At 66.6% G+C, this 24,561-nt stretch carries 18 protein-coding genes; 9 read left to right on the top strand and 9 right to left on the bottom strand.

Annotated elements, in window-relative coordinates; all coding sequences use genetic code 11:
• Window positions 1-5: 5 nt before the first annotated feature.
• From bla to BLT40_RS12810, 3 genes are all read right to left on the bottom strand, one after another.
• Complete coding sequence (bla, locus tag BLT40_RS12820) at window positions 6-803, bottom strand: subclass B3 metallo-beta-lactamase (RefSeq protein WP_090353633.1); 798 nt, start codon at window positions 801-803, stop codon at window positions 6-8.
• Between the two features lie 106 nt (window positions 804-909).
• Complete coding sequence (locus tag BLT40_RS12815) at window positions 910-1,998, bottom strand: PepSY-associated TM helix domain-containing protein (protein ID WP_090353631.1); 1,089 nt, start codon at window positions 1,996-1,998, stop codon at window positions 910-912.
• Window positions 1,999-2,094: 96 nt separating this feature from the next.
• Window positions 2,095-2,715, bottom strand: coding sequence for a response regulator (locus BLT40_RS12810; protein ID WP_036116785.1), 621 nt, complete (start codon window positions 2,713-2,715; stop codon window positions 2,095-2,097).
• 78 nt (window positions 2,716-2,793) lie between these two features.
• On the opposite strand from BLT40_RS12810, the gene BLT40_RS12805 reads away from it, so the two are divergent.
• Window positions 2,794-3,624, top strand: a complete 831-nt coding sequence (locus BLT40_RS12805) for a DUF72 domain-containing protein (RefSeq protein WP_090353629.1) — start codon at window positions 2,794-2,796, stop codon at window positions 3,622-3,624.
• A gap of 27 nt (window positions 3,625-3,651) precedes the next feature.
• On the top strand, window positions 3,652-4,299 hold the full coding sequence (locus tag BLT40_RS12800) for a DUF6348 family protein (protein WP_090353626.1): 648 nt from the start codon (window positions 3,652-3,654) through the stop codon (window positions 4,297-4,299).
• Window positions 4,300-4,331: 32 nt separating this feature from the next.
• Here BLT40_RS12800 and BLT40_RS12795 read toward each other — a convergent pair whose 3' ends face one another.
• Window positions 4,332-4,751, bottom strand: a complete 420-nt coding sequence (locus tag BLT40_RS12795) for a putative toxin-antitoxin system toxin component, PIN family (RefSeq protein WP_090353624.1) — start codon at window positions 4,749-4,751, stop codon at window positions 4,332-4,334.
• Window positions 4,752-4,758: 7 nt separating this feature from the next.
• Complete coding sequence (locus BLT40_RS12790; protein WP_090353623.1) at window positions 4,759-5,766, bottom strand: LLM class flavin-dependent oxidoreductase; 1,008 nt, start codon at window positions 5,764-5,766, stop codon at window positions 4,759-4,761.
• 196 nt (window positions 5,767-5,962) lie between these two features.
• On the opposite strand from BLT40_RS12790, the gene BLT40_RS12785 reads away from it, so the two are divergent.
• On the top strand, window positions 5,963-6,664 hold the full coding sequence (locus tag BLT40_RS12785; RefSeq protein ID WP_090353620.1) for a pirin family protein: 702 nt from the start codon (window positions 5,963-5,965) through the stop codon (window positions 6,662-6,664).
• A gap of 26 nt (window positions 6,665-6,690) precedes the next feature.
• On the top strand, window positions 6,691-8,127 hold the full coding sequence (locus BLT40_RS12780) for a nicotinate phosphoribosyltransferase (RefSeq protein ID WP_090353949.1): 1,437 nt from the start codon (window positions 6,691-6,693) through the stop codon (window positions 8,125-8,127).
• A 62-nt stretch (window positions 8,128-8,189) separates the two neighbouring features.
• On the opposite strand, the gene BLT40_RS12775 is transcribed toward BLT40_RS12780, so the two are convergent.
• Window positions 8,190-10,166, bottom strand: coding sequence for an LTA synthase family protein (locus tag BLT40_RS12775; RefSeq protein WP_090353947.1), 1,977 nt, complete (start codon window positions 10,164-10,166; stop codon window positions 8,190-8,192).
• A 214-nt stretch (window positions 10,167-10,380) separates the two neighbouring features.
• On the opposite strand from BLT40_RS12775, the gene mprF reads away from it, so the two are divergent.
• From mprF to BLT40_RS20325, 4 genes are all read left to right on the top strand, one after another.
• The gene (mprF, locus tag BLT40_RS12770; protein ID WP_239708921.1) at window positions 10,381-12,993 is read left to right on the top strand and encodes a bifunctional lysylphosphatidylglycerol flippase/synthetase MprF; all 2,613 of its coding nucleotides are present in this window, start codon (window positions 10,381-10,383) and stop codon (window positions 12,991-12,993) included.
• 8 nt (window positions 12,994-13,001) lie between these two features.
• A complete protein-coding gene (locus tag BLT40_RS12765; protein WP_255364006.1) occupies window positions 13,002-13,787 on the top strand; it encodes a virulence factor in 786 nt (261 codons plus the stop codon).
• A gap of 123 nt (window positions 13,788-13,910) precedes the next feature.
• Entirely contained in the window at window positions 13,911-14,105 is a 195-nt protein-coding gene (locus tag BLT40_RS20055) for a hypothetical protein (RefSeq protein ID WP_139382728.1), read from the top strand.
• A 325-nt stretch (window positions 14,106-14,430) separates the two neighbouring features.
• Complete coding sequence (locus BLT40_RS20325) at window positions 14,431-14,598, top strand: hypothetical protein (protein WP_176809166.1); 168 nt, start codon at window positions 14,431-14,433, stop codon at window positions 14,596-14,598.
• On the opposite strand, the gene BLT40_RS12760 is transcribed toward BLT40_RS20325, so the two are convergent.
• Together BLT40_RS12760 and BLT40_RS12755 are read right to left on the bottom strand one after the other, a co-directional pair.
• Entirely contained in the window at window positions 14,595-15,371 is a 777-nt protein-coding gene (locus BLT40_RS12760) for a transporter (RefSeq protein ID WP_143025883.1), read from the bottom strand. The two genes, BLT40_RS20325 and BLT40_RS12760, sit on opposite strands and share 4 nt — an antisense overlap.
• Window positions 15,372-15,473: 102 nt before the next feature.
• Complete coding sequence (locus BLT40_RS12755; protein ID WP_090353611.1) at window positions 15,474-17,690, bottom strand: beta-glucosidase family protein; 2,217 nt, start codon at window positions 17,688-17,690, stop codon at window positions 15,474-15,476.
• 130 nt (window positions 17,691-17,820) lie between these two features.
• On the opposite strand from BLT40_RS12755, the gene BLT40_RS12750 reads away from it, so the two are divergent.
• Entirely contained in the window at window positions 17,821-22,125 is a 4,305-nt protein-coding gene (locus tag BLT40_RS12750) for a DEAD/DEAH box helicase (protein WP_090353608.1), read from the top strand.
• Here the strand turns inward: BLT40_RS12750 and BLT40_RS12745 are convergent, their stop codons facing one another.
• Window positions 22,126-24,402 (bottom strand): family 20 glycosylhydrolase, encoded by a 2,277-nt coding sequence (locus BLT40_RS12745; protein WP_176809165.1) that lies wholly within the window; start codon window positions 24,400-24,402, stop codon window positions 22,126-22,128.
• Between the last annotated feature and the right edge of the window lie 159 nt (window positions 24,403-24,561).

The raw sequence follows: 24,561 nt of genomic DNA, 5'->3' as shown, positions 1-24,561 counted from the left end.
CAGCGTCAGTGAGCCGTCTCTTTCGCCAGGCGCTCTTCCAGTTTCCGCCTGCCTGCATCGGCGTAGGTGGCGCAGGTCTTGCCTTCGGCCTGTTCCGGGTGCGGCGCGAGCAGCACATCGCACGGTTGTAACGCCCCGAGGCGCTGGATGGCTTGCCGGTAAGCCGTGACATACGCGGGATGATCCGCAAAGCGATAGCCGTCCGCGGCGAAGGCGCCGAGACTATCCGCGAACACGATCTGCTTGCAGGCCGCGCCCTCGCACGATTGCCATGTCCACGCCGTGCCTCCCGGCGTGTGTCCCGGCGTGAGGTGCGCCGTCAGCGTGAGTGAGCCAACGCGGACGACGCTGCCTTCCACGATGTCTCCCTTTGCTTCTACCGCGGGATACAACGGTGCTTCCCCATGCTGCGGATCGTCCACGTCGTTGCCGCCAAGAGCAAGTTCCTTCGCGGCCGCCGCCGTGGCTCGCACCGGTGCGCCGGTATCGCGCGCCAGCCTGGCGATACCGCCCGCGTGATCGGCATGCGCGTGCGAGTTGAGGATCAGCTTGATGTCCTCGATGCGAAAGCCGAGCTTGCGGATATTGGCTTCAACCAGCGTCGCATTCTCCGGCAGCGTCGCATCGATCAGCACATGACCCTGCGGTGAGGTGATCAGGATCGAGGACAGTCCCCTGGTGCCGACGAAGTACGTGTTGCCATAGATGACATGCGGCGCGACCGGCTCGGTCCACGCCGGGTTCATGGCCGCGGAGGCGGGCAGGGCGATACAGGCGGCGAGGGCGGACAGGGTGCGGCGCATGGTGTGATTCCCTGGGACTGGAGATCCGCAGGATAGGGCGCCGCGCGGGACCGTGGAGGGGCGGGATTCTGTCGCGGCGATGGCACGGAATGCGCGGTGCCGCGGCTTACCGGTCCCTGGCTTTAGGCCTTCGCTGACGCGCCCGCCAGAACAGAAACCCCGTCACCAGCAGAAACATCGGCAGCAGGCCGGTGAAACAGGCAACGACGCGCCAGAGCCAGCCACCCACGGCGGCGGAATGGATCGGGAACAACGCGTTGGCCAGGCGGCCGCCTGGCCCCAGCTTCGTCGCATCGTCACCGCCCAGCACGGTCGCCGTGGCAGGGTCGATCCACAGCGAACTGCGGCCGGCGCGATTCCATTCCCCGGGACGGCGGATACGGGCCACCACGGTACCGCTTTCCTTCGACGGCAGGATCAGGCGGGTGATCACGGCATCCGGCGCGGCGGCCTGCGCCGCCACGAGCACGCGGGCCCAGTCGATGCTTACGGAGGCCGGGGCGACCTTCGGCGGTTTCGGGCGCGCCGGCTCGCTGAAGGCCGCGGCGAGACCGTTACGCACGGCGCCGCGATAAGCCATCGTAGTGCCGGTACCGATCATCACGATGAGCAGGGGCAGGGCGACGATGCCCACCGCACGGTGGAAGCTTGCCCAGCGAAGGGTGGGCGGATTCGTGTGCGGCTTCAGATGCCTGATCGCGCGCTGGCGGCCCGGCCAGTACAGCCACACGCCGGAGAAAAGCATGAAAAGGCCCGTGAAGGCGACCACGCCCAGCACGGTTTCACCGACCTCGCCCGTGAGCAGGTGCGTGTGCCAGTCGAGCAGCATCAGCAGGGGATCGCCATCCAGCTTGCGCTTCAGCAGCAGCTCGCCCGTGCCTGCGTCGTAGTACGCGCGATTGCCGCCGCGTTCCTGGGCTTCCCACACGGGAAATTCGGCGTCGGGCAGCGAGACACCGCGCATGCCCTTGCCCGCGGGTGAAGCGAGGATGGCCGAAAGCCCACGCCCCTGAATGGCCAGGTCGGGCAGGGGCCGGTGGGCGAGCGCGGGGTGGCTGCCGACGAACAGCGGCTCCTCGAAGAGCAGCACGCTGCCGGACAGGGTCACCAGCGCCAGCAACAGGCCCAGCGTGAGCCCGAGCCAGAGGTGCAGCGTTTTCAGCCAGGCACGAAAGCGGCGCGGGCGAACGGTCATAACGAGAGGGCCACCGGGCGTGCGGAAAGGCGGCCATCGTAAGTGCGAATGATTCTCAGATCAAATTCATCGGAGGATAGTCCCCGGGCTGACGCCTCAGAGTTCGATGATGCCGCGCCGAAGCGCGATAGCGACGGCATGGGTGCGGTCGTTGGCCTGCAGCTTCGCCAGGATGCTCTTCATGTGCGCCTTGACCGTTTCCTCGGCGATGCCGAGTGAGGCGGCCACGTCGCGGTTGGCCTCGCCGCGGGCCACGTGAGTAATGACCTGGGTTTCGCGCGGCGTGAGTTCGTCGTCCCCGGCATGACCGGCCATTTCCTGGGCGATCTCTTCCGGCACGCGTCGCTTGCCGTCCATGATCTGATGGATGGTGGTCAGCATCTCTTTGCGCAGCTCGCTCTTCAGCAGGTAACCCTGCGCACCCGCGCGAAACGCACGCAGTGCCTGCACGTCGCCGCGGTAGGTCGTCAGTACCAGGATGCGGGCGTCGGGGAACTCGGCGCGGATCGCCTCGATCGCCGCGATGCCGCCGATACCGGGCATCTGCAGGTCCATGAGGGTAAGGTCCGGGCGATACGCCCGGTAGCGTTCGATGGCTTCTTCACCACTACCCGCCTCGGCCACCAGGGTGAGCCCGTGCTGGCCTTCGATCACGGCCGCGATCCCCTCACGGAGGAGCGGATGATCGTCGACGGTCATGATTCGGATGGGTGTCATCGTCCCAGTATCGCCGAAGCGTATGCGCCGGCGCATGTAAAGACGTGCTCTCCACCATGGCCTTGCGAGCATCGCCCGATGGCGACGAAACGTTCCAGACCGACGAAAAAGGCCCCGGGCCGCCTGTATACGGGCATGGGCGGTTGGACGTTCGCGCCCTGGCGCGGGCCGTTCTATCCGGAGGGGCTGGTCCAGAAACGGGAGCTCGAATACGCCAGCAGGCAGGTGTCTGCCATCGAGATCAACGGTACCTACTACCGATCTCCCGATATCGACACGTATCGTCGCTGGGCTGCGGAAACGCCGGAGGATTTCGTGTTTTCGGTGAAGGCGCCGCGGCATATCGTGCAGAGTCGCGCCCTCGCCTCGACGGGCGAGCGGATCGGGCGGTTTCTCGATGGCGCCATCGGCCTGGGTGACCGGCTGGGAGCCGTGCTCTGGCAGTTCCTGCCCACGCGCAAGTTCGATCCCGACGATATCGCCGGCTTCCTCGACCTGCTGCCGGATCGTCATGAGGGCGTGGCATTACGCCACGCTGTCGAGGTGCGCCACGAGAGCTTCATGGACGAGCGCTGGCTGACGCTGGCCCGGGACCGTGGCGTCTCCACTGTGTTCACCGATTCTCCCGATCACCCCTCATTCGCGGATCTGACCGGCCCCTTCGTCTACGCGCGGCTCATGCGCAGCCGGGCCAGGGAGAAGCACGGCTATCCCGCGAAGGAACTGAAGGCATGGGCTGCCCACGCGGCGGCGTGGACGGCAGGCGACGACCCGGCTGACCTGCCGCATGTCGTCGAGCCGCAGGCGTCCGGCCAGCCGCGCGATGCCTTCGTCTTCTTCATTTCCGCCGCCAAGGAACGCAATCCGGCAGCCGCTGTCGCGCTCGGCAAGCTCGCCGACGACGCATAATTATCCCATTCCCCGAACGGACGAACCATGGACCGTCTTATCCAGAACCACCTGATCGACCTTTTCGCCGAACACGAGGTAGGCCTTGAGCCGGACGAAGACTGGCTGCTGACCGAAGGCGACGACTTTCCCGCCCTGCGCGGCATCTGGCACGAAGGCAAGGATGGCGGCATGGGCCGCCTGGACATCGACATCGTCCTGGACGAAGAGCGCACGATCGAAGAGAGCTTCGGTGGCATCGGCACGGGCAAAGCGGGTTGCCGCGATGCGCTGGACAGCTTCGCGCGTAACGATTTCTACGTCGTGCTGGCCGCGTGCTGGCACCTGGTCGACAAGCGTAAGCTGGCCGTGCATGAGCTGACCGCCGGCGCGCATCGGTTTACCGTTTACGTCGGCGATTTCACGCTGCGTGGTGAGCAGGATGCGCCAGTGGAGATTCCGGAGGACGGGTTGTCGGCTCTCGAGGCGGCGATCGCCACCGCGCCGCTGACGAACGACGTGCACTGGATTCGCGTGTTTTACGGCAACGTGGGCGACGGTAAGTCGCAGGTCGAGGTGTTGCTCGACAACGAGCCATGGGCGGCGGGGCACAAGGCGATCGCGTCCGTGGAATGGCCGAGGCATGAGGCTTATTACAGTTTGCGGAATTTTATTGCTTTGGTGCCTGTGGACTGAGGTATACGGGCTTTCGCGCGCGGGGCGCGCTCCTACGGGGTGCGTTGCCAGTCTTCGGGCTTCAGGATCTGGAACCAGCCTTCGCGCGCGGTACGCTTGCCGAGCTTCAACACCTCGGCGTCGCGGGAGAACAGCACCGCGGCGCCGGATGCCATCGCCAGTTCGAGAAACTTCTGGTCGTCCGGGTCGCGGCAGCGCGGCGGAGTCACGGCGGGCGTTTCCGCAGGCAACACCGCGACCAGGCGGTCGAAGAGCATCTCGGCCGCCATCCGACGTGACTGCTGCAGCTTCAACGCCGGATAGTCCAGTACCGCCAGCCATTCGTTGCGGCAGTCCGCGCGCGTCACCGCCTCGACGTCGCCTGACTCGATCGCCGCAAGCAGCGTCGCGGCACGCGGATCGCCGAAGACGAACGCGTCGAGGCAGACGTTGGTGTCCAGGACGACGCGCACGTGAGCCTCAGGCCGCGGCGCGAGCGGCCAGCACCGCGTGCTGCGCGGACACGATGCTGTACGAGCGCTTGCGTGCTTCGTGATCGAAGATCTGCGCGGTGATGATCAGCTCGTCGGCACCGGTGCGCGCGATGAACGCCTCGAGCCCGTCGCGGACGCTGCCGGGTGAACCGACCACGGCACACGACAGCGCATGGTCCACCTGCGCCTTCTCCATCGGCGTCCACACGCCCTCCATCGAATTCACCGGCGGCGGCAACAGACCCGGTGCGCCACGACGCAGATTCCAGAACGCCTGCTGTTGCGAGGTGAACAGCTTGCGTGCTTCTTCATCGGTGTCGGCCGCGACCACGTTGATGCCGAGCATCGCGTAGGGCTTATCGAGCACGGCGGACGGACGGAACATGTGCCGGTAGACCTCGAGCGCCTTCATCATCATGTCGGGCGCGAAATGCGAGGCGAAGGCAAAGGGCAGGCCGAGGTGCGCGGCGAGCTGCGCGCTGAACAGGCTGGAACCCAGCAACCAGATCGGGACGTTGGTATCCATGCCCGGCACGGCACGCACCGTCTGACCGGGCAGCTGCGGGCCGAGGAACATCTGCAGTTCCTGCACGTCGTCCGGGAAACGGTCGTCGCTGGGCCCCATGGAGCGACGCAAGGCACGGGCCGTGCCCTGATCGGTGCCCGGTGCGCGACCCAGACCGAGGTCGATACGACCCGGGTATAGCGAGGCCAGCGTACCGAACTGCTCGGCGATCACCAGCGGCGCATGGTTGGGCAGCATGACGCCGCCCGAGCCTACGCGAATCGTGCTCGTCCCTTCCGCGATATAGCCGATCACGACCGAGGTGGCCGCGCTGGCGATGCCGGTCATGTTGTGATGCTCGGCCAGCCAGTATCGGTGGAAACCCAGTGACTCCGCGTGGCGGGCGAGATCGCGCGAGTTGCGCAGCGATTCGCCCGGGTTGGAGCCACGGGCAACGGGGGACAGGTCGAGCACCGAAAACGGAATCATCCGCGAACACCTCAGAAAGTGGGGAGGCGGACGGACCGCCCATGCGTTCCAGATGGGCCGCGGGGACCCGGATTGCAACCCTCAAGAGGTCGTCCGGGAAACGATCCGTTCCGGTGAACGATGCGCCGCAACGCGTGCGGAAGAGGAAAATACACCCATTCACTCATCCAGTCCGGTAATCCCGGGGGAGCACGACATGATCGACGTCCGCAGCTTCGCCAGCCTCGGCGGCGCCAACCACGGTTGGCTCGACGCGAAGCACCACTTCTCGTTTGCGTCGTACCACGATCAGAAACGTATGGGCTGGGGCGCGCTCCGCGTCTGGAACGACGACACCATCGCCGCGGGTACCGGCTTCCCGGCGCACCCGCATTCGGACATGGAGATCATCACCTATGTGCGCGAAGGCGCGATCACCCATGAAGACAGCCTGGGCAACAAGGGCCGTACCGAAGCGGGCGACGTGCAGGTCATGAGCGCCGGCACAGGCATCCGCCACGCCGAGTACAACGCCGAGCCGGACGCCACCCGGATCTTCCAGATCTGGATCATCCCGGACGGCGAGCGCAAGGCGCCCTCGTGGGGTACCCGTCCGTTCCCGAAGGGCGAGCGCTCGGGTCAGTTCGTCGCCCTGGCCAGCGGCATGGCCGGCGACGGCGACGCCTTGCCGATCCGGACCGACGCCCGCGTGCTCGGCGCCAGCGTGAAGGCCGGCGAGACGGTGGAATACGTGCTGGGCGAAGGTCGCTATGCCTACATGGTGCCGGCGGCTGGTAGCGTTCAGATCAACGGCCAGACGCTGAACAAGGGCGATGGCGCCGCGATCCGCGACGAGACCCGCCTGAGCATCACCGCGACGACCGACGCGGAACTGGTCCTGGTCGATACCGCGGCCTGAGCCACACCGGAGGTATGCTGTGGGTCATGACGACCCACAGCACCGCCTACCTCGACAACCCCGTTCTCGATACGGACAGCTACAAGGCCAGTCACTGGCTGCAATACCCGCCCGGAACCGACGCGACGTTCTTCTACGTGGAATCGCGCGGTGGCACGTACGAGAGCACGGTGTTTTTCGGCCTGCAGGCCATCCTCAAGTCACAGCTGGGGCGCATCGTCACCCACGCCCATGTCGACGAGGCGCGCGACTTCTTCGCCGCCCATGGCGAACCTTTCAATGAAGACGGCTGGCGCCGCATCGTGGATGTCCACGGCGGTCGCCTGCCTGTACGCATACGCGCCGTTCCGGAAGGCCATGTCGTGCCGACGCACCAGGCGCTCGTCACGATCGAATCCACGGACCCCGAAGCCTACTGGCTGCCGTCGTACCTCGAGACCCTGCTGCTGCGCCTCTGGTATCCGGTGACGGTTTCGACCATCAGCTGGCAGGCACGCCGGACCATCCTGCACTACCTGGAGAAAACCTCGGACGATACCGCCGGGCAGATTCCTTTCAAGCTGCACGACTTCGGCGCGCGCGGCGTCTCCAGCGCGGAATCCGCCGGCCTCGGCGGCATGGCGCATCTGGTCAACTTCATGGGCACGGATACGGTGTCGGGCGTGCTCGCCGCACGTGCGTTCTATGGCGAGCCCATGGCGGGTTATTCGATACCCGCCGCCGAGCACAGCACGATCACCAGCTGGGGTCGCGAACACGAAGTGGACGCCTACCGGAACATGCTAAGGCGCTTCGCGAAACCCGGGTCGCTCGTCGCCGTCGTGTCGGACAGTTACGACATCTATCACGCGATCGGCGAGCACTGGGGCAAGACACTGCGCGACGACGTCATCGCCTCCGGTGCCACCGTCGTCATACGTCCCGACTCCGGCGATCCGGTCGAGGTGGTCCATCGCTGCGTCAGCCTGCTCAACGACGCCTTCGGCAGCACGGTCAACGCGAAGGGTTACCGCGTGCTCAACCACGTCCGCGTGATTCAGGGCGACGGCGTCAACCCCGGCAGCATCCGGGCGATCCTCGAACGACTCAGCGCGGCCGGGTATTCGGCGGACAACCTGGCCTTCGGCATGGGTGGCGCGTTGTTGCAGAAGCTCACCCGCGACACGCAGAAGTTCGCCCTGAAATGTTCCGCCGCGCGCATCGACGGCGAGTGGCGCGATGTCTGGAAAGACCCCGTCACCGATCAGGGCAAGATGTCCAAGCGCGGCCGCATGACGCTGGTGCGGCACCGTGAGTACGGCAGCTACCGCACCGTGGCGCTGCCGGACGGTGCGGTCTCGCTACCCGCCGATCAGCTGGAACACGGCTGGGAGGAAGCGATGGTCACCGTCTGGGAAAACGGTGAACTGCTGAGCGACTGGAGCTTCGCCGACGTACGCCAGCGCGCCGCATCGGGCCGCTGACGCGACCCATCGGTCGCGACACGGGGCTTGCGGGCACGCTGGTGTCGCGACCAGGGTCGCTCCTACAAGGAGCCGGGTGTGGTTGTCGCGGCCGTCTGGTGGGGCGCCCCGTGCTTCATCAGGCCGTTGGTAAACAGATACGCCGCCGACTGGTAGTACGTGATCGCCGCATCCGCGTCCGCCTGATCGAAGGTCTTCACGGGCGTGGCATCGCCCGTCGCCCGCTGCGGCAGCATTTCCTTTACCGGCTGACGCGGCACCAGCGAGGTCACGGTCTCACCGTGCAGGTAACCCAGCTCCTGATAGGTGCTGATGAAGGCGCGCTCGCGGCCCGGCTCCAGCTTGAACAGGTCATAGCCGTAGAAGCGCGACGCGTAGCTGAAATGCAGCAGGCCGAGGATCGTCGGCGGGATATCTATCTGGCTCATGAGCCGGTCCACGCGGCCCGGTGCGATGTGTGCCGGCGAGTAGATGTACAGCGGGATGTGGTAACGATCGACCGGCAGGCTCGTCTTGCCCGCGCTGGTGGCGCAATGGTCCGCGGTGATGACGAAGATCGTGTCCCTGAACCAGGGTTTCGTCGCGGCGCGCCTGAGGAAGTCACCCAGCGCCCAGTCCGTGTACGCCACCGCCGCGGTGCGACGGCCCTGGGGCAGGTTGACGCGCCCCTCGGGGAAGGTAAACGGGCGATGATTGGACGTCGTCATGACGTGGCCGAAATACGGCTTGCCTTTGGCATACGCGTCGTCCATACGCTTGATCACCAGCGTGAACAGGTCCTCGTCGGCCACACCCCAGACGTTCTCCGTGTGGATGTCCTTGCTGTCGATGGCATTGCGATCCACCGCGGTATAGCCATTGCTGGCGAAGAAGTGGTTCATGTTGTCGAAGTAGCCATAGCCGCCGTAGAGGAACTCGGAGGCGTAGCCCTTCGCGTTGAACACGTCCGCGAGCGACCAGAGGTTTTCGTTGTCCGGCCGCTTGACGATGGATTCGCCCGGGGTCGGCGGCACGGACAGCGCCAGCGCTTCGAGCCCGCGCACCGTACGCGTACCGTTGGCATAGAGCTGGCTGAAGAACAGGCTCTTCGAGGCCAGCGCATCCAGGTTGGGCATCAGGTGCTTGTGCTTGCTGACATCGAGGCCTTCGACGTAGTCGCCGGACAGGCTTTCGACGCTGATCAGCACGACATTGAGCTTCTGCTCGGGGCCGTCACCGGCGATGGTGCGCGTGATATCCATCGGATCGTCGCTGGTGAACGTCGCGTCCGGCGTCTTCAGCTGCGCGCGGAGGTTGGCGAACATCGCCTTGTCCGGCAATGTCGGGTAGTACTTGGCATAGTCGAGTTCGTTTTCGCGAAACGCGGCGAAGAACTGGTAAGGCCCGTTACCGGCCAGTTCGTTGACGTAGTTGTTGTCCGAGCGGTCCTTCATGGAGCCATCGACGGCGAAGCTGACGACGACGGTCAGTACCAGCCAGACGCCGACCACCGCGCTGCGGGCGCCGAAGCGCGAACCATCGTCTCGCGCCGCCAGCGCGTGGCGGCTGAAGAAGATCAGGGCGATGGTGGCGGCCAGCAGCATGAGCGACCAGGTGACGATCGGGTACGACTCGCGGATGTTGCCGACGACCTCGTGGGTGTAGACCAGATAGTCCACCGCGATGAAGTTGAATCGCGCGCTGAACTCACCCCAGAACACCAGCTCGGCCGCCGCCAGGTAAAGCACGAAGAAGGCGAGCACGAAACAGAAGCCGAGGAAGATCCGCTGGCCCCAGCGCGAGACGTAGGCGCGCCGCGGCAGGAGCCAGAGGACCAGCAGCATGGGCCAGGCGAAATAGACGAACTCGACCACGTCGTAGCCGAAGCCGACCAGGAACAGGTACACCCACTTGGCCGGGCTGGCCGGAACCTCGTGTCCCGTCTTGATCAGGAGGACCAGGCGGACGAGGAAGGCGACGCCGACGAACAGGATGCCGAACCACAGCAACGGCCGGAAGGGCTGGCGAAGGGCGCCTGGCGCGGAGGAAACAGGGGTCATGACGCCTCGCAAGAAAAAGCCGGCCGGTGCACGGCCAGGATCGGCCATGAGCGTATGCACGCGGGCTTACGTCTGGCTTTCCCGGAGCTTAGTTCCAGCTTCGCAGAATAAAGATGCGATTCCGGCCTCGCAGGAAAAGCCGATCTGCCGCGAGAACGCGCCTTGTGGCAACCTACGCAGTCTTAGGATCGATACGACTGGGAGCCACGGCACCGTGGGAGAAGAAACAAGGGCGGAGCTCCCGACGACCGATCAACCCCTGGCCACCAAGCCTGCGCTGTACGCGACGCTGATCCGTCGTGCCGGCGGCCCGTTGCTGTCCGTCGTTCTGCTCTGCCTCGCCCTGTGGGCGCTCAAGTCGATGGCCAGCGAAGTGACCTACCGCCAGATCGGCGGCTATGTCCACGCGCTGCCCAACAGCGATATCGCCCTGGCCGTGCTGCTGACCGGCGCCGGTTTCGCCGTGATGACGCTTTACGACTGGTTCGGTCTGGCCAGCGTCGGTAAACGGCTGCCGCCCAAGCGCGTAGGGCTGATCTCGTTCATCAGCTATGCCTTCTCCAACGCGCTGGGCATGTCGCTGCTCGTTTCCGGCTCGATCCGCTACCGCTTCTACGTGCAGGCGGGCCTGACGCCGGGTGAGATCGCCCGCGTGGTGCTCTATACGACCCTGAGCTTCTGGCTCGGCCTGTGCGCGCTGACGGGCGTCACCCTGCTGCTTGTGCCCATTCCGCCGGACGTGCCGCTGTCGGGCCTGCGCATCCCCCTGGCTATCGTCCTGTCTCTGGTGCCGCTGGCCTGGTTCGTCGCCTCGCTCACCGTGCGCCGCCCCATCCGCATCTGGCGCTGGGCGATTAACACGCCGACGCCGGCCATGGCGGCACGGCAGATTCTGATCGGCGCGCTCGACTGGGGTCTGGCGGCCGGTGTGCTCTACGTGCTGATGCCGCAGGAGATCTCGGCGGGTTTCGGTCACTTTCTGGCGATCTTCGTGCTGGCCCAGATGGCCGGCCTGATCAGCCATGTGCCCGGCGGGCTGGGTGTGTTCGAAGCGGTGATGCTGGCCGGCTTCGGCGCGACGGGTAACCACGGGCTCGAGGCTCCGATCCTCGGCTCGCTGACGGTCTTCCGCGCCGTCTATTACCTGTTGCCGCTGTGCGCGGCGACCGTGCTGGTGGTCTGGAGGGAGATCCGCGCGCTGCGCCACGCCGCCCTCATCACGCCGTGGTTCAGCGGCCTGTTGCCGCCGTTCTTCGCCGGGCTGACCCTGGTCGCCGGCGCGGTCCTCCTGTTCTCGGGTGCCACCCTGGCGATCCCCGGGCGCATGGAAATCCTGCGCGGCTTCGTCCCGCTGCCACTGGTGGAGGTCTCGCACTTCCTTTCCAGCGTCGTCGGCATGATGCTGCTGATCCTCGCGCGCGGTCTGCAGCGCCGCCTGGACGCGGCCTACGTCCTGACGCTGGTGCTGCTGGTACTCGGCGCCGTCCTCTCGATGCTCAAGGGCATCGACTACGAGGAAGCCACGCTGCTGTCGTTGCTCGCCCTGGCGCTGGCACCGGCCCACCGCCATTTCTACCGCCGTGCGTCATTGTTCCGCGCCAGCTTCTCGCCCGGCTGGGTGCTGGCCATCGGCGCCGTACTGGCGTGCTCGACCTGGCTGGTCTTCTTCAGCTTCAAGCACGTCGAATACAGCAACAACCTGTGGTGGGAGTTCAGTTTCCGCCACGGCGGTGCGCCGCGGGCACTTCGCGCGCTGGTCGGCGCCATGGCCGCGCTGCTGTTGTTCGGTCTGGCCAATCTGATCCGCCCGGCGCGTACCCGACGCACCCGTCCCGGCGAGGCGGAGATCGCGCGCGCCTTGCCGCTGGTGAAGTCGTTCGACTCCGCCCAGGCCCATCTGGCGCTGGTCGGCGACAAGATGCTGCGGTTCGCACCGGACGACCGCGCCTTCATCATGTACGACGTGGAAGGACGCAGCTGGGTCGCCATGGGCGACCCCGTCGGCACCGACGAGGACGCGCGCCGTGAACTGGTGTGGAGCTTCCGCGAGGAATGCGAGCGCGCCGGCGGCTGGCCCCTGTTCTACCAGGTGCGCCCGGAAGATCTGGACCTGTATCTCGACGTGGGCATGAGCCTGCTGAAGATCGGCGAGGAAGCACGGGTACGGCTGGAAACGTTCAACCTCGACGGCAAGTCGAAGAAGACGCTGCGCGGCACCGTGAACAAGCTGCAGCGCGACGGCCTGCGCATGGAGATCGTTCCCGCCGAGGGCGTACCCGCGTTGCTGCCGCGCCTCAAGGCGATTTCCGACGCCTGGATGCACGACAAGAAGGTCCGCGAGAAGCGTTTTTCCCTCGGTCTGTTCGACGAGCGTTATCTTTGTCGCACACCGATGGCCGTCGTCTGGCAGGGCGACGAGCCGGTCGCGTTCGCCAACATGTTCCTCACCGAGTCGATGGAAGAAGCCTCCGTGGACCTCATGCGCCACCTTCCCGACGGTCCTTCCGGCATCATGGATTTCCTGTTCATCGAGCTGATGGTCTGGTCGAAGGCTCAGGGCTATCGCTGGTTCAATCTCGGCATGGCGCCGTTGTCCGGCTTGCAGAACCGCCGTACCGCGCCGCTCTGGAGCCGTTTCGGCGCCATGGTGTTCGGCCGCGGTGAGCGCTTCTACAATTTCCGTGGCCTGCATCGCTACAAAGACAAGTTCGACCCCGAATGGGAACCGCGCTATATCGCGGTGCCCGGCGGTATCGCGCTGCCGCTGGCCCTGGCCAACGTCGCCAGCCTCATTTCCGGTGGCATCGGCGGCGTAGTCCGCCGGTGAGGAAGATCGTGAAAAAAACCCTGCGTTATGTGCTGTCCGCCATCGGCGTCCTCCTCGTGCTCGGCGTGCTGGCATGGCATCCGTGGACGCGTGCGTCCATGGAGAAGTCCACGGTCGAACTTCCCGCCCTGACGGCACCGCCCAGGGGCCAGGAGGATCTCCTCGTCGTCATCTACTCCGGTGACGGCGGCTGGTGGGATCTCGATCAGCGCCTGGGTGCCGTGTTCACCGGCCGGGGGCTGCCCGTGGCGGGAGTGAGCACGTTCACCTACTTCTGGCGTTATCGCTCGCCGGATGAGTCCGCCCATGACCTCGACGGGCTGCTGGACCGTTACACCAAGCTCTGGAACAAGCAGCGCGTGCTGCTGATCGGGTACTCGTTCGGGGCGGACGTGCTGCCGACCATCGTCGGTAAGCTGAGGCCGGACAACCGCGTCAGGCTGACGCAGCTGGTTCTGCTTTCAGCCAGCCGTGACGTCAACTTCGAGATCGAACTCGAGGGCTACATGCAGCAGGGCTGGTGGACGACGCACACTCACAATCTCATGCAGTGGATTCATCCCGTCGTACACACGGATGCGTTCCCCCCCATGGCCGCGCTGGGTGGCCACCCACCCATGGCATGCTACTACGGGACGGAGGACGCGGACGACAGCGGTTGCACCGATCCCAGGCTGCCGTCGTTCGTCACCGTGTACAAGAAGCCCGGTTCGCACCACTTCGATGAGAATTACGACGTCCTGGCGACGGAACTGATCGAACGGATGCCAGCGAAGGCGTCGACGTCGCCTTAACCTCGTTTCCGGCCGATGGCTCGCGAAACGCTGTCACGAAACGTTCACCGCCCTGCCACCGAAAGTTGCCTCCGGACCGCTCAACCTGCCGACTCGGGTGGGAAGTACGGCAGGAGACGATCGATGCAACGCACACCAGGTCAACGGAACTATGGATCCTCCGACGCCGCTCGCCTGCGCAGTCTGGCCAGCCGCGGTGTCGCTCTGTCGCCGCCGCAACCAAGGCCGGCGACGAGCAAGCGTAAGGAGCGCTCGGACGGCAGCCGGTCGGGTTCGGCGTCGGTGAATCCGTTGCCTCGCGGTCACTCGCCCGCCTGACGCGTGCGCGGGCAGCACCCGGCCGTGTAAGGCAATCCGGTGCTAATTTTAAGAATTCTCCTATATCCCTCGTCGGATCAGGTGCGGAAGATAGCGTCATGTCCCACCGGCCCCGTGCCGTGACGGACTAACGAATCGCCGATGACCGATCCGACGGCAGGATGCCGTCTGTCCCTAGAATCAGGATCGATCCCCCCCTTCATCGGCGGTGGTGCTGCGCCGGCTTCGTCGGGCCGCATCCAGGTGGTTTACCACCCGACCCAGGGACGGTCGTCATGGCCCTCCGCGTGAGCGCGAGGGCCATGTTTTTTTGTAGGCTTGCCTGATGGGCTGCCTACCGATTCCTCTCTTCGCGCTGCTGGGCTTCGGCCTCGGCTATCTCGTCGACAACCGTCCGGGCTCGCTGTGGGGCGGCGGAGTCGGGCTGCTGATCGGTCTGGTCGGAACGGCGCTGGTGATACGCGCCATGCGGCGGGCCAATCGATCGCCTTAGGCCTTCTTGCCGAAGAAGACGGAAATCCCCAGGCCACCGATGAAGGAAGGACCGTGGCCGCCGATGCGATGCAGGGCATACGCATCCAGTTGCGCATGGTCGCCGATGGAGTAGGCCACACCGCCGCCGGCCTGCAGCTCATTGCCGTCGTCGGCGTCGTGAATGGCGTCGGCTTCGAGGTAGGCCATCCAGTTTTCACCGAACTTGCGGCCGAACGTCGGTGCCAGCGTCCAGCTGTTCCTGCCCTTGAGGCGGTCGACATTGGCGTAAAGCGTGTTCTGGTGGTTGTCGTCCGGCTGCCACTGGCCGGTCGCGCCCAGGCTGTACTGCTTCGCGCCGTTGCCGAAATCCTCGTCGCCGTTGGCGAAGGTGACGTTGGCCAGCGCGGCCCAGCTGAAGCCGTTGCCGCTATCGGACGAGCCACCCGGTGCGATCTTCACACCGACGTTGGTGTCGCCGTGGCCGACGGCATGGCGACGCGAGCCCATGCCGCGTTCTTCCAGACGGTTCCAGGCGGAGCCACCGACCTGAAGTTCAGCCGGGCCACCGAGCCCGATGCGGATGAGGCTGTCGGCGGTGTACGTGCGATCGAGATACCCGTCCTGACGCTGGCGTTCGTAGGTCGGCAGGCCTTGTTCGAGCGCCAGCGTGCCGGCGGGGAGGACGCTGGTGGCGAAGCCGGCGCCGGGACGGTCGAAGTCCGGCGGATCGGCGAACGCCGGACCGGCGAGAGACAGGAGTAAAGCGGCGGTGAGGACGGGGCGCAGGTTCATGCGTGCATTTTGGCGATCGGGTGTCGCGACGCCGTGCAGGCCGTCGCGACCGGGCTCGCCGGCAGCGCCGGCTCCCACCAGCGCCTCGCCCCTACCCCGACCTCAGGGTGCCTTGACGACCGGAAAGCTCTCACCGATCGTCACGGCCTTCTCGCCGGCGACATCCGTCGCCGAGCGGGCGAGCCGCACGGTGTAACTACCGGGCGCCACGCGCCAGCGCTTGCCGGCGTTGTCGTAGCGCGCCAGCGCCAGCGGCTCGAGCGGGATGTCGACGCGACGGCTCGCACCCGGTTCGAGCGCGACCTTGCTCCACCCGGCCAGACGGCGCGTGGCCGCATCGGGCGCGGTGACGTAGATCTGTGGCACATCGGCGGCGGCGACCTTGCCGGTGTTCTTCACCGTCACATGCGCCACCGGGTTGCCCTTCGGGTCTTTATCGACCGCGAAGTCGCTGTAGGCGAAGCTCGAGTAGGTCAGGCCGTAGCCGAAAGCGAACAGCGGCTCGCGCTTCGTCTTCTCGAACCAGCGGTAGCCGACATCGGCCCCTTCGATGTTGTAGTCGATGCTGTCCGCCGGCGCGTCCTTGTTACCCAGGCCAGCCGCCTGAATCGCCGGGCGTGGCAGCTGCGATTCGTCCTTCGGCCAGCTGACCGGCAGACGACCCGAGGGCGAGACCTCGCCGTAAAGCAGGCGCGCGATCGCATCGCCGCCGCCCGAACCCGGGTACCAGGCCTGCAGCACACCGCCCACGCTGTCGAGCCACGGCATCTTCACCGCGCCGTTGGTTTCCAGCACGACGACGGTCTTCGGATTGGCTTTCGCCACGGCGGCGACCAGGGCGTTATCGGCCGCGGAAAGCCCCATGTCGGGCGCGTCGTACGATTCGGCAGCCCACTTGCTGACGAAGACCACCGCCACGTCCGCGGATGCGGCGGCCTTCGCGGCGGCCGCGGCATCGGTCCCGGCGTCGAAGCTGACCTTCTCGCCCAGCTGCTTCATGAAAGTCAGCGGCGCGGAGGCGTGATAGCGCACGGGACCCGGCCAGCCCGTGGGCTCCAGGCCCGGCACCGGATCGCCGCCTTCATCGGTGACGGTCGACGAACCACCGCCCGCGAGCACGCCCTTGTCGGCGTGGGCACCGATCACCACGACCGACTGGCCCTTGCGCGACAGCGGCAGCAGGCCACCCTCGTTGCGCAGCAGGACCGCGCCGGCTTCCAGGCCGTCACGTGCGATGCGACGGTCGGCCACGTACGGGACCGGCTTCGTCGCCCTGGTGGGGATCGGGTCGTCGATGACGCCGTGGGCGAACAGGCTGCGCATGATCCGCTTCGCCATGTCGTCCAGCCGCGCCTTCGGCACCTCGCCCGAGGCGACGGCCTTCCGCAGCGGCTGATCGAAGAACACTTCCTTGTCGAACACCTCGCCCGCCGATTCCTGATCCAGACCGGCCAGCGCGGCCTTGGCGCCGCTGTGAACGCCGCCCCAGTCGGACATGACGAAGCCCTTGAAGCCCCATTCCTGCTTCAGCACCTGGTTGAGCAGCCAGTCGTGCTCGCCCGCGAAGGTGCCATTGATGCGGTTGTACGAAGACATCACCGAGGCGGGATCGCCGTGGGCGATGGCGATCTGGAAGGCCAGCAGGTCGGACTCGCGCAGGGCGACCGGGTCGATCTCGGCGCTGTGCGTGTTGCGGCCGGTCTCGAGGTCGTTGATGGCGAAGTGCTTCACCGTCGCGACGATCTTCGCCTCCTGCACACCCTTCACGGTGGCACCGACGATGGTGCCGGCGAGCACCGGGTCTTCACCCGCGTATTCGAAGTTGCGGCCGTTGCGCGGATCGCGCACGAGGTTCACGCCGCCGGAGAGAAGCACGCCGTAGCCCTTGCCGCGCGCTTCGCCACCGATCATCCGACCGCCGGCATGGGCGATGGCGGTATCGAAACTGGCCGCGGTGGCAAGGCCGGCCGGCAGCGAGATCGCGCCCTTACCGTCGATGCCGGGCTTGTTCACGCCGAGGCCGGCGTCCGTTTCGTTGATGGCGGGCAGACCGAGGCGGGGCAGGGCCGGGACGTAGCCGGCACCGCCGACCGCACCCTCGGGCACGCCATGCTTGTCGCTGGCCAGGCCGAAGTCCGAACGGATGATGCGGAATTTCTCATCGTCGGTCATAGCCGAGACCAGCAGCTCGGCACGGCGGTCCGGCGACAGCGAGCGGTCCATCCAGGGCCGTCCGGGCGGCGTGGCGGCGCTGACAGAGGCGGAGAGGCCCGCGGCGACGGCGAAGGCGAGGGCGGAGCGGCGCGCGATATCGGACATGGTTTTCCATTCGATCCGGGGGAAACGAGCAACCATCGCCAAGTAACGTTTTCATCGCAACCGGCGAGACGGGTGAGGGTTAGTCTAGAGGCTTGTCCGGCAAGCTGTCGGCCCCCACTTAAGTGGTTCAATGAATTCACAAAAGTCGACGCCGCTCGCCGCTTTTCATCCCGCCGTCGCGGCCTGGTTCGCGAACACGTTTCCGGCGCCCACGGAGGCGCAGGTCGCCGCGTGGCCGGCGATCCGCTCGGGGCGCCCGACGCTGGTCGCCGCGCCCACGGGTTCGGGCAAGACACTGACCGCCTTCCTTTCCGCCATCGACGCGCTGGTGCGCGAAGGCGTGCGTGACGGCGGTCTGCGCGACCGCACCACCATCCTGTACGTCTCGCCGCTCAAGGCCCTGTCGAACGACATCCGGATCAACCTCGAGGCGCCCCTGGCCGGCATTCGCGAGCAGTTGCGCCAGCAAGGCCTGCCCGACCTCGAGATCCGCACCGCGGTACGCACCGGCGACACCCCGTCGTCGGACCGCGAGCGCATGAAGCGCCGGCCGCCGCACATCCTGGTGACCACGCCGGAATCGCTCTACGTACTGCTGGGCTCCGACTCGGGCCGGACGATGCTGCGCGACGTGCGCGAGGTCATCGTGGACGAGATCCACGCGGTGGCCGCGAGCAAGCGCGGCAGTCATATGGCGGTATCGCTGGAGCGGCTGGAAGCGCTCGCGCAGCGTCGCATTACGCGTATCGGCCTGTCCGCCACGCAGAAGCCGATCGAGAAGGTCGCCGCCTTCCTGACCGGGGGCGCGTACGACGACTGCGCCATCATCGACATCGGGCATGCGCGCAAGCGCGACCTCGCCCTCGAAGTACCGCCCGTACCGCTCGAAGCGGTGATGTCCAACGACATGTGGGAGCTGGTCTACAACCGGCTGGCCAACCTGATCGAGCAGCACCGCACCACCCTGATTTTCGTCAATACGCGGCGCATGGCCGAACGTCTCTCGCGCCATCTCTCCGAGCGGCTGGGCCGCGACGCGGTGACGGCGCACCATGGCAGCCTGTCGCGCGATCAGCGTCTCGACGCCGAGCAACGCCTGAAGAAAGGTGAGTTACGCGCCCTGGTGGCGACCGCGTCGCTCGAGCTGGGTATCGATATCGGCGACATCGACCTGGTCTGCCAGATCGCGTCGCCGCGCTCGATCGCGGCGTTTCTGCAACGCGCGGGCCGTGCGAGCCACAACGTCGGCGGTACCCCGAAAGCCCGCCTGTTCCCCACGTCGCGTGACGACCTGATCGAGTGCACGGCGTTGCTGGATTGCGTACGCCGCGGCGAGCTCGACGCGCTGATCATGCCGCACGAGCCACTCGACGTTCTGGCCCAGCAGATCGTCGCCGAAGTGTCCTGCCAGGAGTGGGACGAAGATGCCCTGTACGATCTCATCCGTCGCGCGTACCCGTTCCGCGAACTGAGCCGGGCCACCTTCGACGAGACCGTGCGCATGCTGGCCGAAGGCTTCACCACGCGCGTGGGCCCACGGGGGTCTTACATTCATCGCGACGCGGTCAACAAACGCCTGCGTGAGCGTCGTGGTGCCCGGCTGACCGCCGTGACCTCGGGCGGTACGATCCCCGAGACGGGCGATTACAACGTCATGCTGGAACCGCAAGCGACCGTGGTCGGCACCGTCAACGAAGACTTCGCCGTGGAGAGCCTCGCGGGCGACGTCTTCCAGCTGGGCAACCGTTCCTACCGGATCATCCGCGTGGAGATGGGCCGCCTGCGCGTCGAGGATGCGCAAGGGCAGCCGCCGAACATTCCGTTCTGGCTGGGCGAGGCACCGGGCCGTACCGATGAGCTGTCCATCGGTGTGTCGCGCCTGCGGACCGACATCTCGGCGAAGTTCGACGAAGGCGGTCGCGAGGGCGCGCTCGACTGGCTGATGTCCGACCTCGGCCTGTCGAAAGCGGCCGCGGAACAGATCGTGGACTACCTGTTCCGTGCACGCGCGGCGCTGGGTGCGTTGCCTACGCGCGACACGCTGGTCATGGAGCGTTTCTTCGACGAATCCGGCGGCACGCAGCTGATCATTCACACGCCTTACGGCAGCCGGATCAACCGGGCGTGGGGCCTCGCCCTGCGCAAACGTTTCTGCCGCAAGTTCAACTTCGAACTGCAGGCGGCCGCCACCGAAGACGCCATCGTGCTCTCGTTGTCGACCAGCCACAGCTTCCCGCTCGATGAAGTCGCGCGTTACCTGCACTCGAATTCGGCGGAGCACGTGCTGATCCAGGCCTTGCTCGATGCGCCGCTGTTCGGTGTGCGCTGGCGCTGGAACGCGACCACCGCGCTGGCGTTGCCGCGCTTCACCGGCGGCAGGAAAGTCGCACCGCAATTGCAGCGGATGAAAAGCGAAGATCTGCTGGCGACGGTATTCCCCGATCAGGTCGCCTGCGCGGAAAATCTGGTCGGCGAGCGGGAAGTGCCCGACCATCCGCTGGTGAAGCAGACGCTGGAAGACTGCCTGCATGAAGCGATGGACAGCGAAGGATGGCTGACGATACTTCGCGGCCTCGAGTCGGGAGCGATCAGGATGGTGGCGCGCGACCTCGCCACACCGTCGCCCCTGGCCGCCGAGGTGCTCAGCGCCGCCCCCTACGCCTTCCTCGACGACGCGCCGCTGGAGGAGCGTCGTACGCAGGCCGTGCAGTCGCGGCGCTGGAACGATGCCGAGACCGCCGACGATCTCGGCCGGCTCGACGCGGACGCCATCGCGTCGGTGCGCGAGGAAGCATGGCCGGAGGCGCGCAGTGCCGATGAGATGCATGAGGCGCTGGTGCAGCTCGGCGCGGTGACCGAGGCGGAAGTGTCGCAAAACACGAGCTGGGCGAAGCTGCTCGCCGCACTGGCGAAAGATGCGCGCGCGACGGCCTTGTCGACCGGCACCACGACCCTGTGGGTCGCGGCGGAACGCCTGCCCGCGTGGCGCGCCATCCACCCGGACGCCAGACTGACACCCGCCATTGCCGCGCCGGCCGAGTTCGAGTCGCCGCTGTGGACGCCCGAATCGGCGCTGATCGATCTGGTACGCGGACGCCTCGGCGGTCTCGGCCCGGTCCCGGCGGGTGTGCTTGCTTCATCGCTCGGGGTCTCCACAAGCGACGTGGATCTCGCGCTGACCTCGCTGGAAACCGAGGGCTACGTCATGCGCGGGCCGTTCTCGCCCGGCGTGACGGACACCGAGTGGTGCGAGCGTCATCTGCTCGCACGTATCCATCGGTACACCATCGGGCGCCTGCGTCGCGAAATCGAACCGGTCGCACCGCGCGACTACCTGCGCTTCCTGCTCGACTGGCAGCACCTCACCCGGGCCACTCAGGTCGCCGGTCCGGACGCGCTGGCGGGCGTCATCGGCCAGCTCGAAGGGTTCGAGGCGGCCGCTGGCGCGTGGGAATCCGAACTGCTGCCCGCGCGCGTCGGTGATTACGGTATCGGCTGGCTGGACGACCTCTGCCGTGCGGGCCGGGTCGTATGGAGCCGTCTCCGTCTGGGCACGGGCAGTGGCGGCCCCGTGCGCGCGACACCCATCGTGCTGCTGCCGCGTCGCCAGCTGTCGGTGTGGTCCGCCGCCGCACCGCCACCCGATGTCGAGACCGTGCTGTCTTCACGTGCGGAGGCGGTAGCCGATGCGTTACGCGATGAGGGCGCGTTGTTCTTCGACGAGATCGCGACAACGACTCGTCTCCTGCGTACCGAACTGGAGGATGCACTGGGCGAACTGGTCGCGGCGGGCCGCGTCACGGCGGACAGCTTCGCCGGCCTACGTGCGTTGCTGCTGCCCGCGGCGAAGCGTAACGGGAGCCGTCACCGCCGCACCCGGCGGCACATGCTCAGCGGCATCGAAGACGCGGGCCGCTGGTCGCTCGCGCGCCGGCCCAGCGAACAACGCAACGACGCCGATGGCCTGGAGCACATCGCGCGCACGCTGCTGCGTCGCTACGGTGTGGTCAGCTGGAAGATTCTCGAGCGCGAGGCCGCGTGGCTGCCGTCATGGCGCGAACTGCGTCGTGTGTATCACCGGCTGGAAGCGCGCGGGGAGATTCGCGGCGGGCGCTTCGTCGACGGTCTGGTCGGCGAACAGTTCGCCTTGCCGGAGGCGTTGCCGGCGTTGCGGCAGATCCGTCATCGCGAGCACGACGGCGAGATCGTCTGCATCGCGGGGACGGACCCGGCGAATCTGGTCGGCAACGTCGTGGCTTCGGGGAAAGTGCCTTCGGTCATCGGCAACCGCATCGCCATCCGTGACGGGATTCCGCTGGCGGCGATGGTGGCGGGGAAGTTCGTCGCGCTCACGCCGCTCGAGGGTGATGACGAGCGGGAAGCGCGCGGCGCGTTGCAGCGCCACGCGACCTTCCCGACCGCGTTGTCGTTTTAATCAGCGCAGCTGGATATCGCCGATCACCCAGAGCTTCGGGCCGGGCTTGCCCGTGACCACGAAGCAGAGATCATGCGTACCCTCGCGCTTGGGCAGGATGCCCTGCAAGGTGGCGCGGCTGTCCTTCGCGGGCGCCAGCGGGATGGTGCTCAGCTTCGGGCCGTCGCAGGTGTCCTGATGTACTTCGATCTCACCAGCCGCCGAGCGCGCCTTGCGTGACACGATGCCCGCCGTGTCCTTCCACAGGGCGTAGTTGTACGGCAGGCGGTCGACCGTGACATCGACGCCATAGCGACCATCGAGCCTGACCCCCTTCCACACCCAGCACGTATTCATGATGTCCACCTTGTAGACCGGGCGGACGCCATCGACGGCGTTGGCGGCCTCGAGGCGCAGCACGAGCTTGTCGCCGCAGGTGTCGAGCTCATCGCTGGAGCGGTGCAGCAGCGACTTCGCATCGATCGCGCGATCGCGCGGGCCGGCAAGACCGAAGCCACCCGCGAAGGCATTCGCACGCACCGTCGTCGGCAACGCGACGTCGAAGGGCGCGCTGTACGCGGTGGACTGCGCGGTCGGTGCCGAACCGTCGGTGGTGTAGCGGATCGTGCCGTAGCCGCTCTGGGTCGAGAGCGTGACGCGCGCCTTGTCGTCCGCGGCGGCCTCCGTGGCGATCGCTACCGCATAGACGCTGTCCGCCGGGACGATACCCGCCGCGCGATAGCGCGACATCTGCGCCGGCAGCCTTGCGATGAAGCTGTTCCAGTCGGCCTTCGGCGACCAGGTGCGCTCGGCGACCGCGGCGATACGCGGGAAGATGGCGTGCTGAATGCGGTACCAGTTAGGCTGGTACTCGGTGAAGAGCGTGACCTGCTCACCAAGCACGTGGTCGGCCTTGTCGGGCGCGATATCCGACGGCACCGGTTCGAAATCGTAGAGGGTCTTCAGCGTCTGGCCGGACGGGCGGCCCGGCGGCTCGTCCGGCAGCGTGGACTGCAGCTGGTCGAGGTACAGCGTCGGCGACGGCGCCATGACCACATCGTGGCCGGCATTCGCCGCCTTGATCGCACCCCTGGTCCCGCGCCACGACATGACGGTGGCGGTGGCCGGCACCTTGCCGTCGAGGATCTCGTCCCAGCCGATCAGGCGGCGACCGTGCTTGTCCAGGTAGTCGCCGATGCGGGCGACGAACCAGCCCTGCATCTTCTCTTCATCCGTGATGCCCAGCGACTTCATCTTCGCCTGCACCGCCTTCGAATGTTCCCACTCGTCCTTGGCCGCCTCATCGCCACCGACGTGGATATACGTCGACGGGAAGATCGCCATGACCTCGTCGAGCACGTCCTGCATGACCACAAAGGTGGCGTCGTCGGTATTGAACAAGGCCGTGTTGACGCCCCAGTCGCCGGAGACCGCCAGTTTCTTGCCGTTGCCGAGCTTCGGATAGGACGCGACCGCCGCCTGCGCATGACCAGGCATTTCGATTTCCGGCACGACGGTGATGTGGCGCTCGGCGGCATAGGCGACGATCTGCTTCGCCTCGTCCTGCGTGTAGAAGCCGCAGTACGGCTTGTCTTCGCCACCGGTGAGGGCGACGTCCGGCCCGATCGCCTTGCGGCAGGCACCGGTTTCGGTGAGCTTCGGGTACTTGTCGATCTGCAGTCGCCAGCCCTGGTCGTCGGTGAGGTGCCAGTGGAAGGTGTTGAGCTTGTGCATGGCCATCTGGTCGAGCAGGTGCTCGATCTCGCTCACCGACTGGAAATGTCGGCTGGAGTCGAGCATCAGGCCGCGCCATTCGAAGCGGGGGGCATCGACGATATGCACGCCGGGCACACCGCCCTGGGCCGCCGGATCGGTCAGCAGCTGCCAGTAGGTCACCGCGCCGTAGAAGAGGCCCGTTTCATCGTTGGCGGCGATGCGAACGCCCTTGCCGTCGACGTCGAGCGTATAGGCCTCGCGGCCCTTGATCGCCGCACTGGTGGCCAGGCTGATGCCGCCCGACTTCGGCTTGCCCTCGCCGATGGCGAGAGTGATGCCGCGCGCCTGACGAACCCAGCTCTGCAGCTGAGCGGCGACGTGCTTCGCCGCGGTATCGCCGGGCGTCACCGTGATGGTCGCCGTGGCGTCGAGCCTGAAGCGGCCCGGCGTGCGCTGAAGCTGCGCAGGCTGCGGAATGAGGGAAAGCGGCATGTTATCGACGGGACCCGTCTCGCGTTTCGGCTGCTGATCGGCACAAGCGGTGAGGCCGACGGCCAGGGCGAGCAGGAGGGTACGGCGCATCGATGACTCCGGAGGTCTGACGTTCGGGCCACGATTGTGGCGAACCATCGTGACGGTGGGAAGCAAAAAAAAGCGGGCCCGATAAGGAGGATCGGGCCCGTGGGGAATGGAGCTTCAGAGGGGTTGGCGGCCATCCATGGCCGCCCGGACGTACCGCGT

The sequence above is a fragment of the Dyella sp. 333MFSha genome (assembly GCF_900102405.1).
Taxonomy (GTDB): Bacteria; Pseudomonadota; Gammaproteobacteria; order Xanthomonadales; family Rhodanobacteraceae; genus Luteibacter; species Luteibacter mycovicinus.
This window is presented reverse-complemented; position numbering and strand designations above follow the sequence as displayed.

Bases quoted from the DNA above. Each gene is read 5' to 3' on its own strand.
- BLT40_RS12755 (WP_090353611.1), bottom strand. From the start codon at position 17,690: ATGTCCGATATCGCGCGCCGCTCCGCCCTCGCCTTCGCCGTCGCCGCG.
- BLT40_RS20325 (WP_176809166.1), top strand. From the start codon at position 14,431: ATGGGCTGCCTACCGATTCCTCTCTTCGCGCTGCTGGGCTTCGGCCTC.
- BLT40_RS12815 (WP_090353631.1), bottom strand. From the start codon at position 1,998: ATGACCGTTCGCCCGCGCCGCTTTCGTGCCTGGCTGAAAACGCTGCAC.
- BLT40_RS12775 (WP_090353947.1), bottom strand. From the start codon at position 10,166: ATGACCCCTGTTTCCTCCGCGCCAGGCGCCCTTCGCCAGCCCTTCCGG.
- BLT40_RS12805 (WP_090353629.1), top strand. From the start codon at position 2,794: ATGGCGACGAAACGTTCCAGACCGACGAAAAAGGCCCCGGGCCGCCTG.
- bla (WP_090353633.1), bottom strand. From the start codon at position 803: ATGCGCCGCACCCTGTCCGCCCTCGCCGCCTGTATCGCCCTGCCCGCC.
- BLT40_RS12800 (WP_090353626.1), top strand. From the start codon at position 3,652: ATGGACCGTCTTATCCAGAACCACCTGATCGACCTTTTCGCCGAACAC.
- BLT40_RS12745 (WP_176809165.1), bottom strand. From the start codon at position 24,402: ATGCGCCGTACCCTCCTGCTCGCCCTGGCCGTCGGCCTCACCGCTTGT.
- BLT40_RS20055 (WP_139382728.1), top strand. From the start codon at position 13,911: ATGCAACGCACACCAGGTCAACGGAACTATGGATCCTCCGACGCCGCT.
- BLT40_RS12790 (WP_090353623.1), bottom strand. From the start codon at position 5,766: ATGATTCCGTTTTCGGTGCTCGACCTGTCCCCCGTTGCCCGTGGCTCC.
- BLT40_RS12780 (WP_090353949.1), top strand. From the start codon at position 6,691: ATGACGACCCACAGCACCGCCTACCTCGACAACCCCGTTCTCGATACG.
- BLT40_RS12785 (WP_090353620.1), top strand. From the start codon at position 5,963: ATGATCGACGTCCGCAGCTTCGCCAGCCTCGGCGGCGCCAACCACGGT.
- BLT40_RS12810 (WP_036116785.1), bottom strand. From the start codon at position 2,715: ATGACACCCATCCGAATCATGACCGTCGACGATCATCCGCTCCTCCGT.
- BLT40_RS12750 (WP_090353608.1), top strand. From the start codon at position 17,821: ATGAATTCACAAAAGTCGACGCCGCTCGCCGCTTTTCATCCCGCCGTC.
- BLT40_RS12760 (WP_143025883.1), bottom strand. From the start codon at position 15,371: ATGAACCTGCGCCCCGTCCTCACCGCCGCTTTACTCCTGTCTCTCGCC.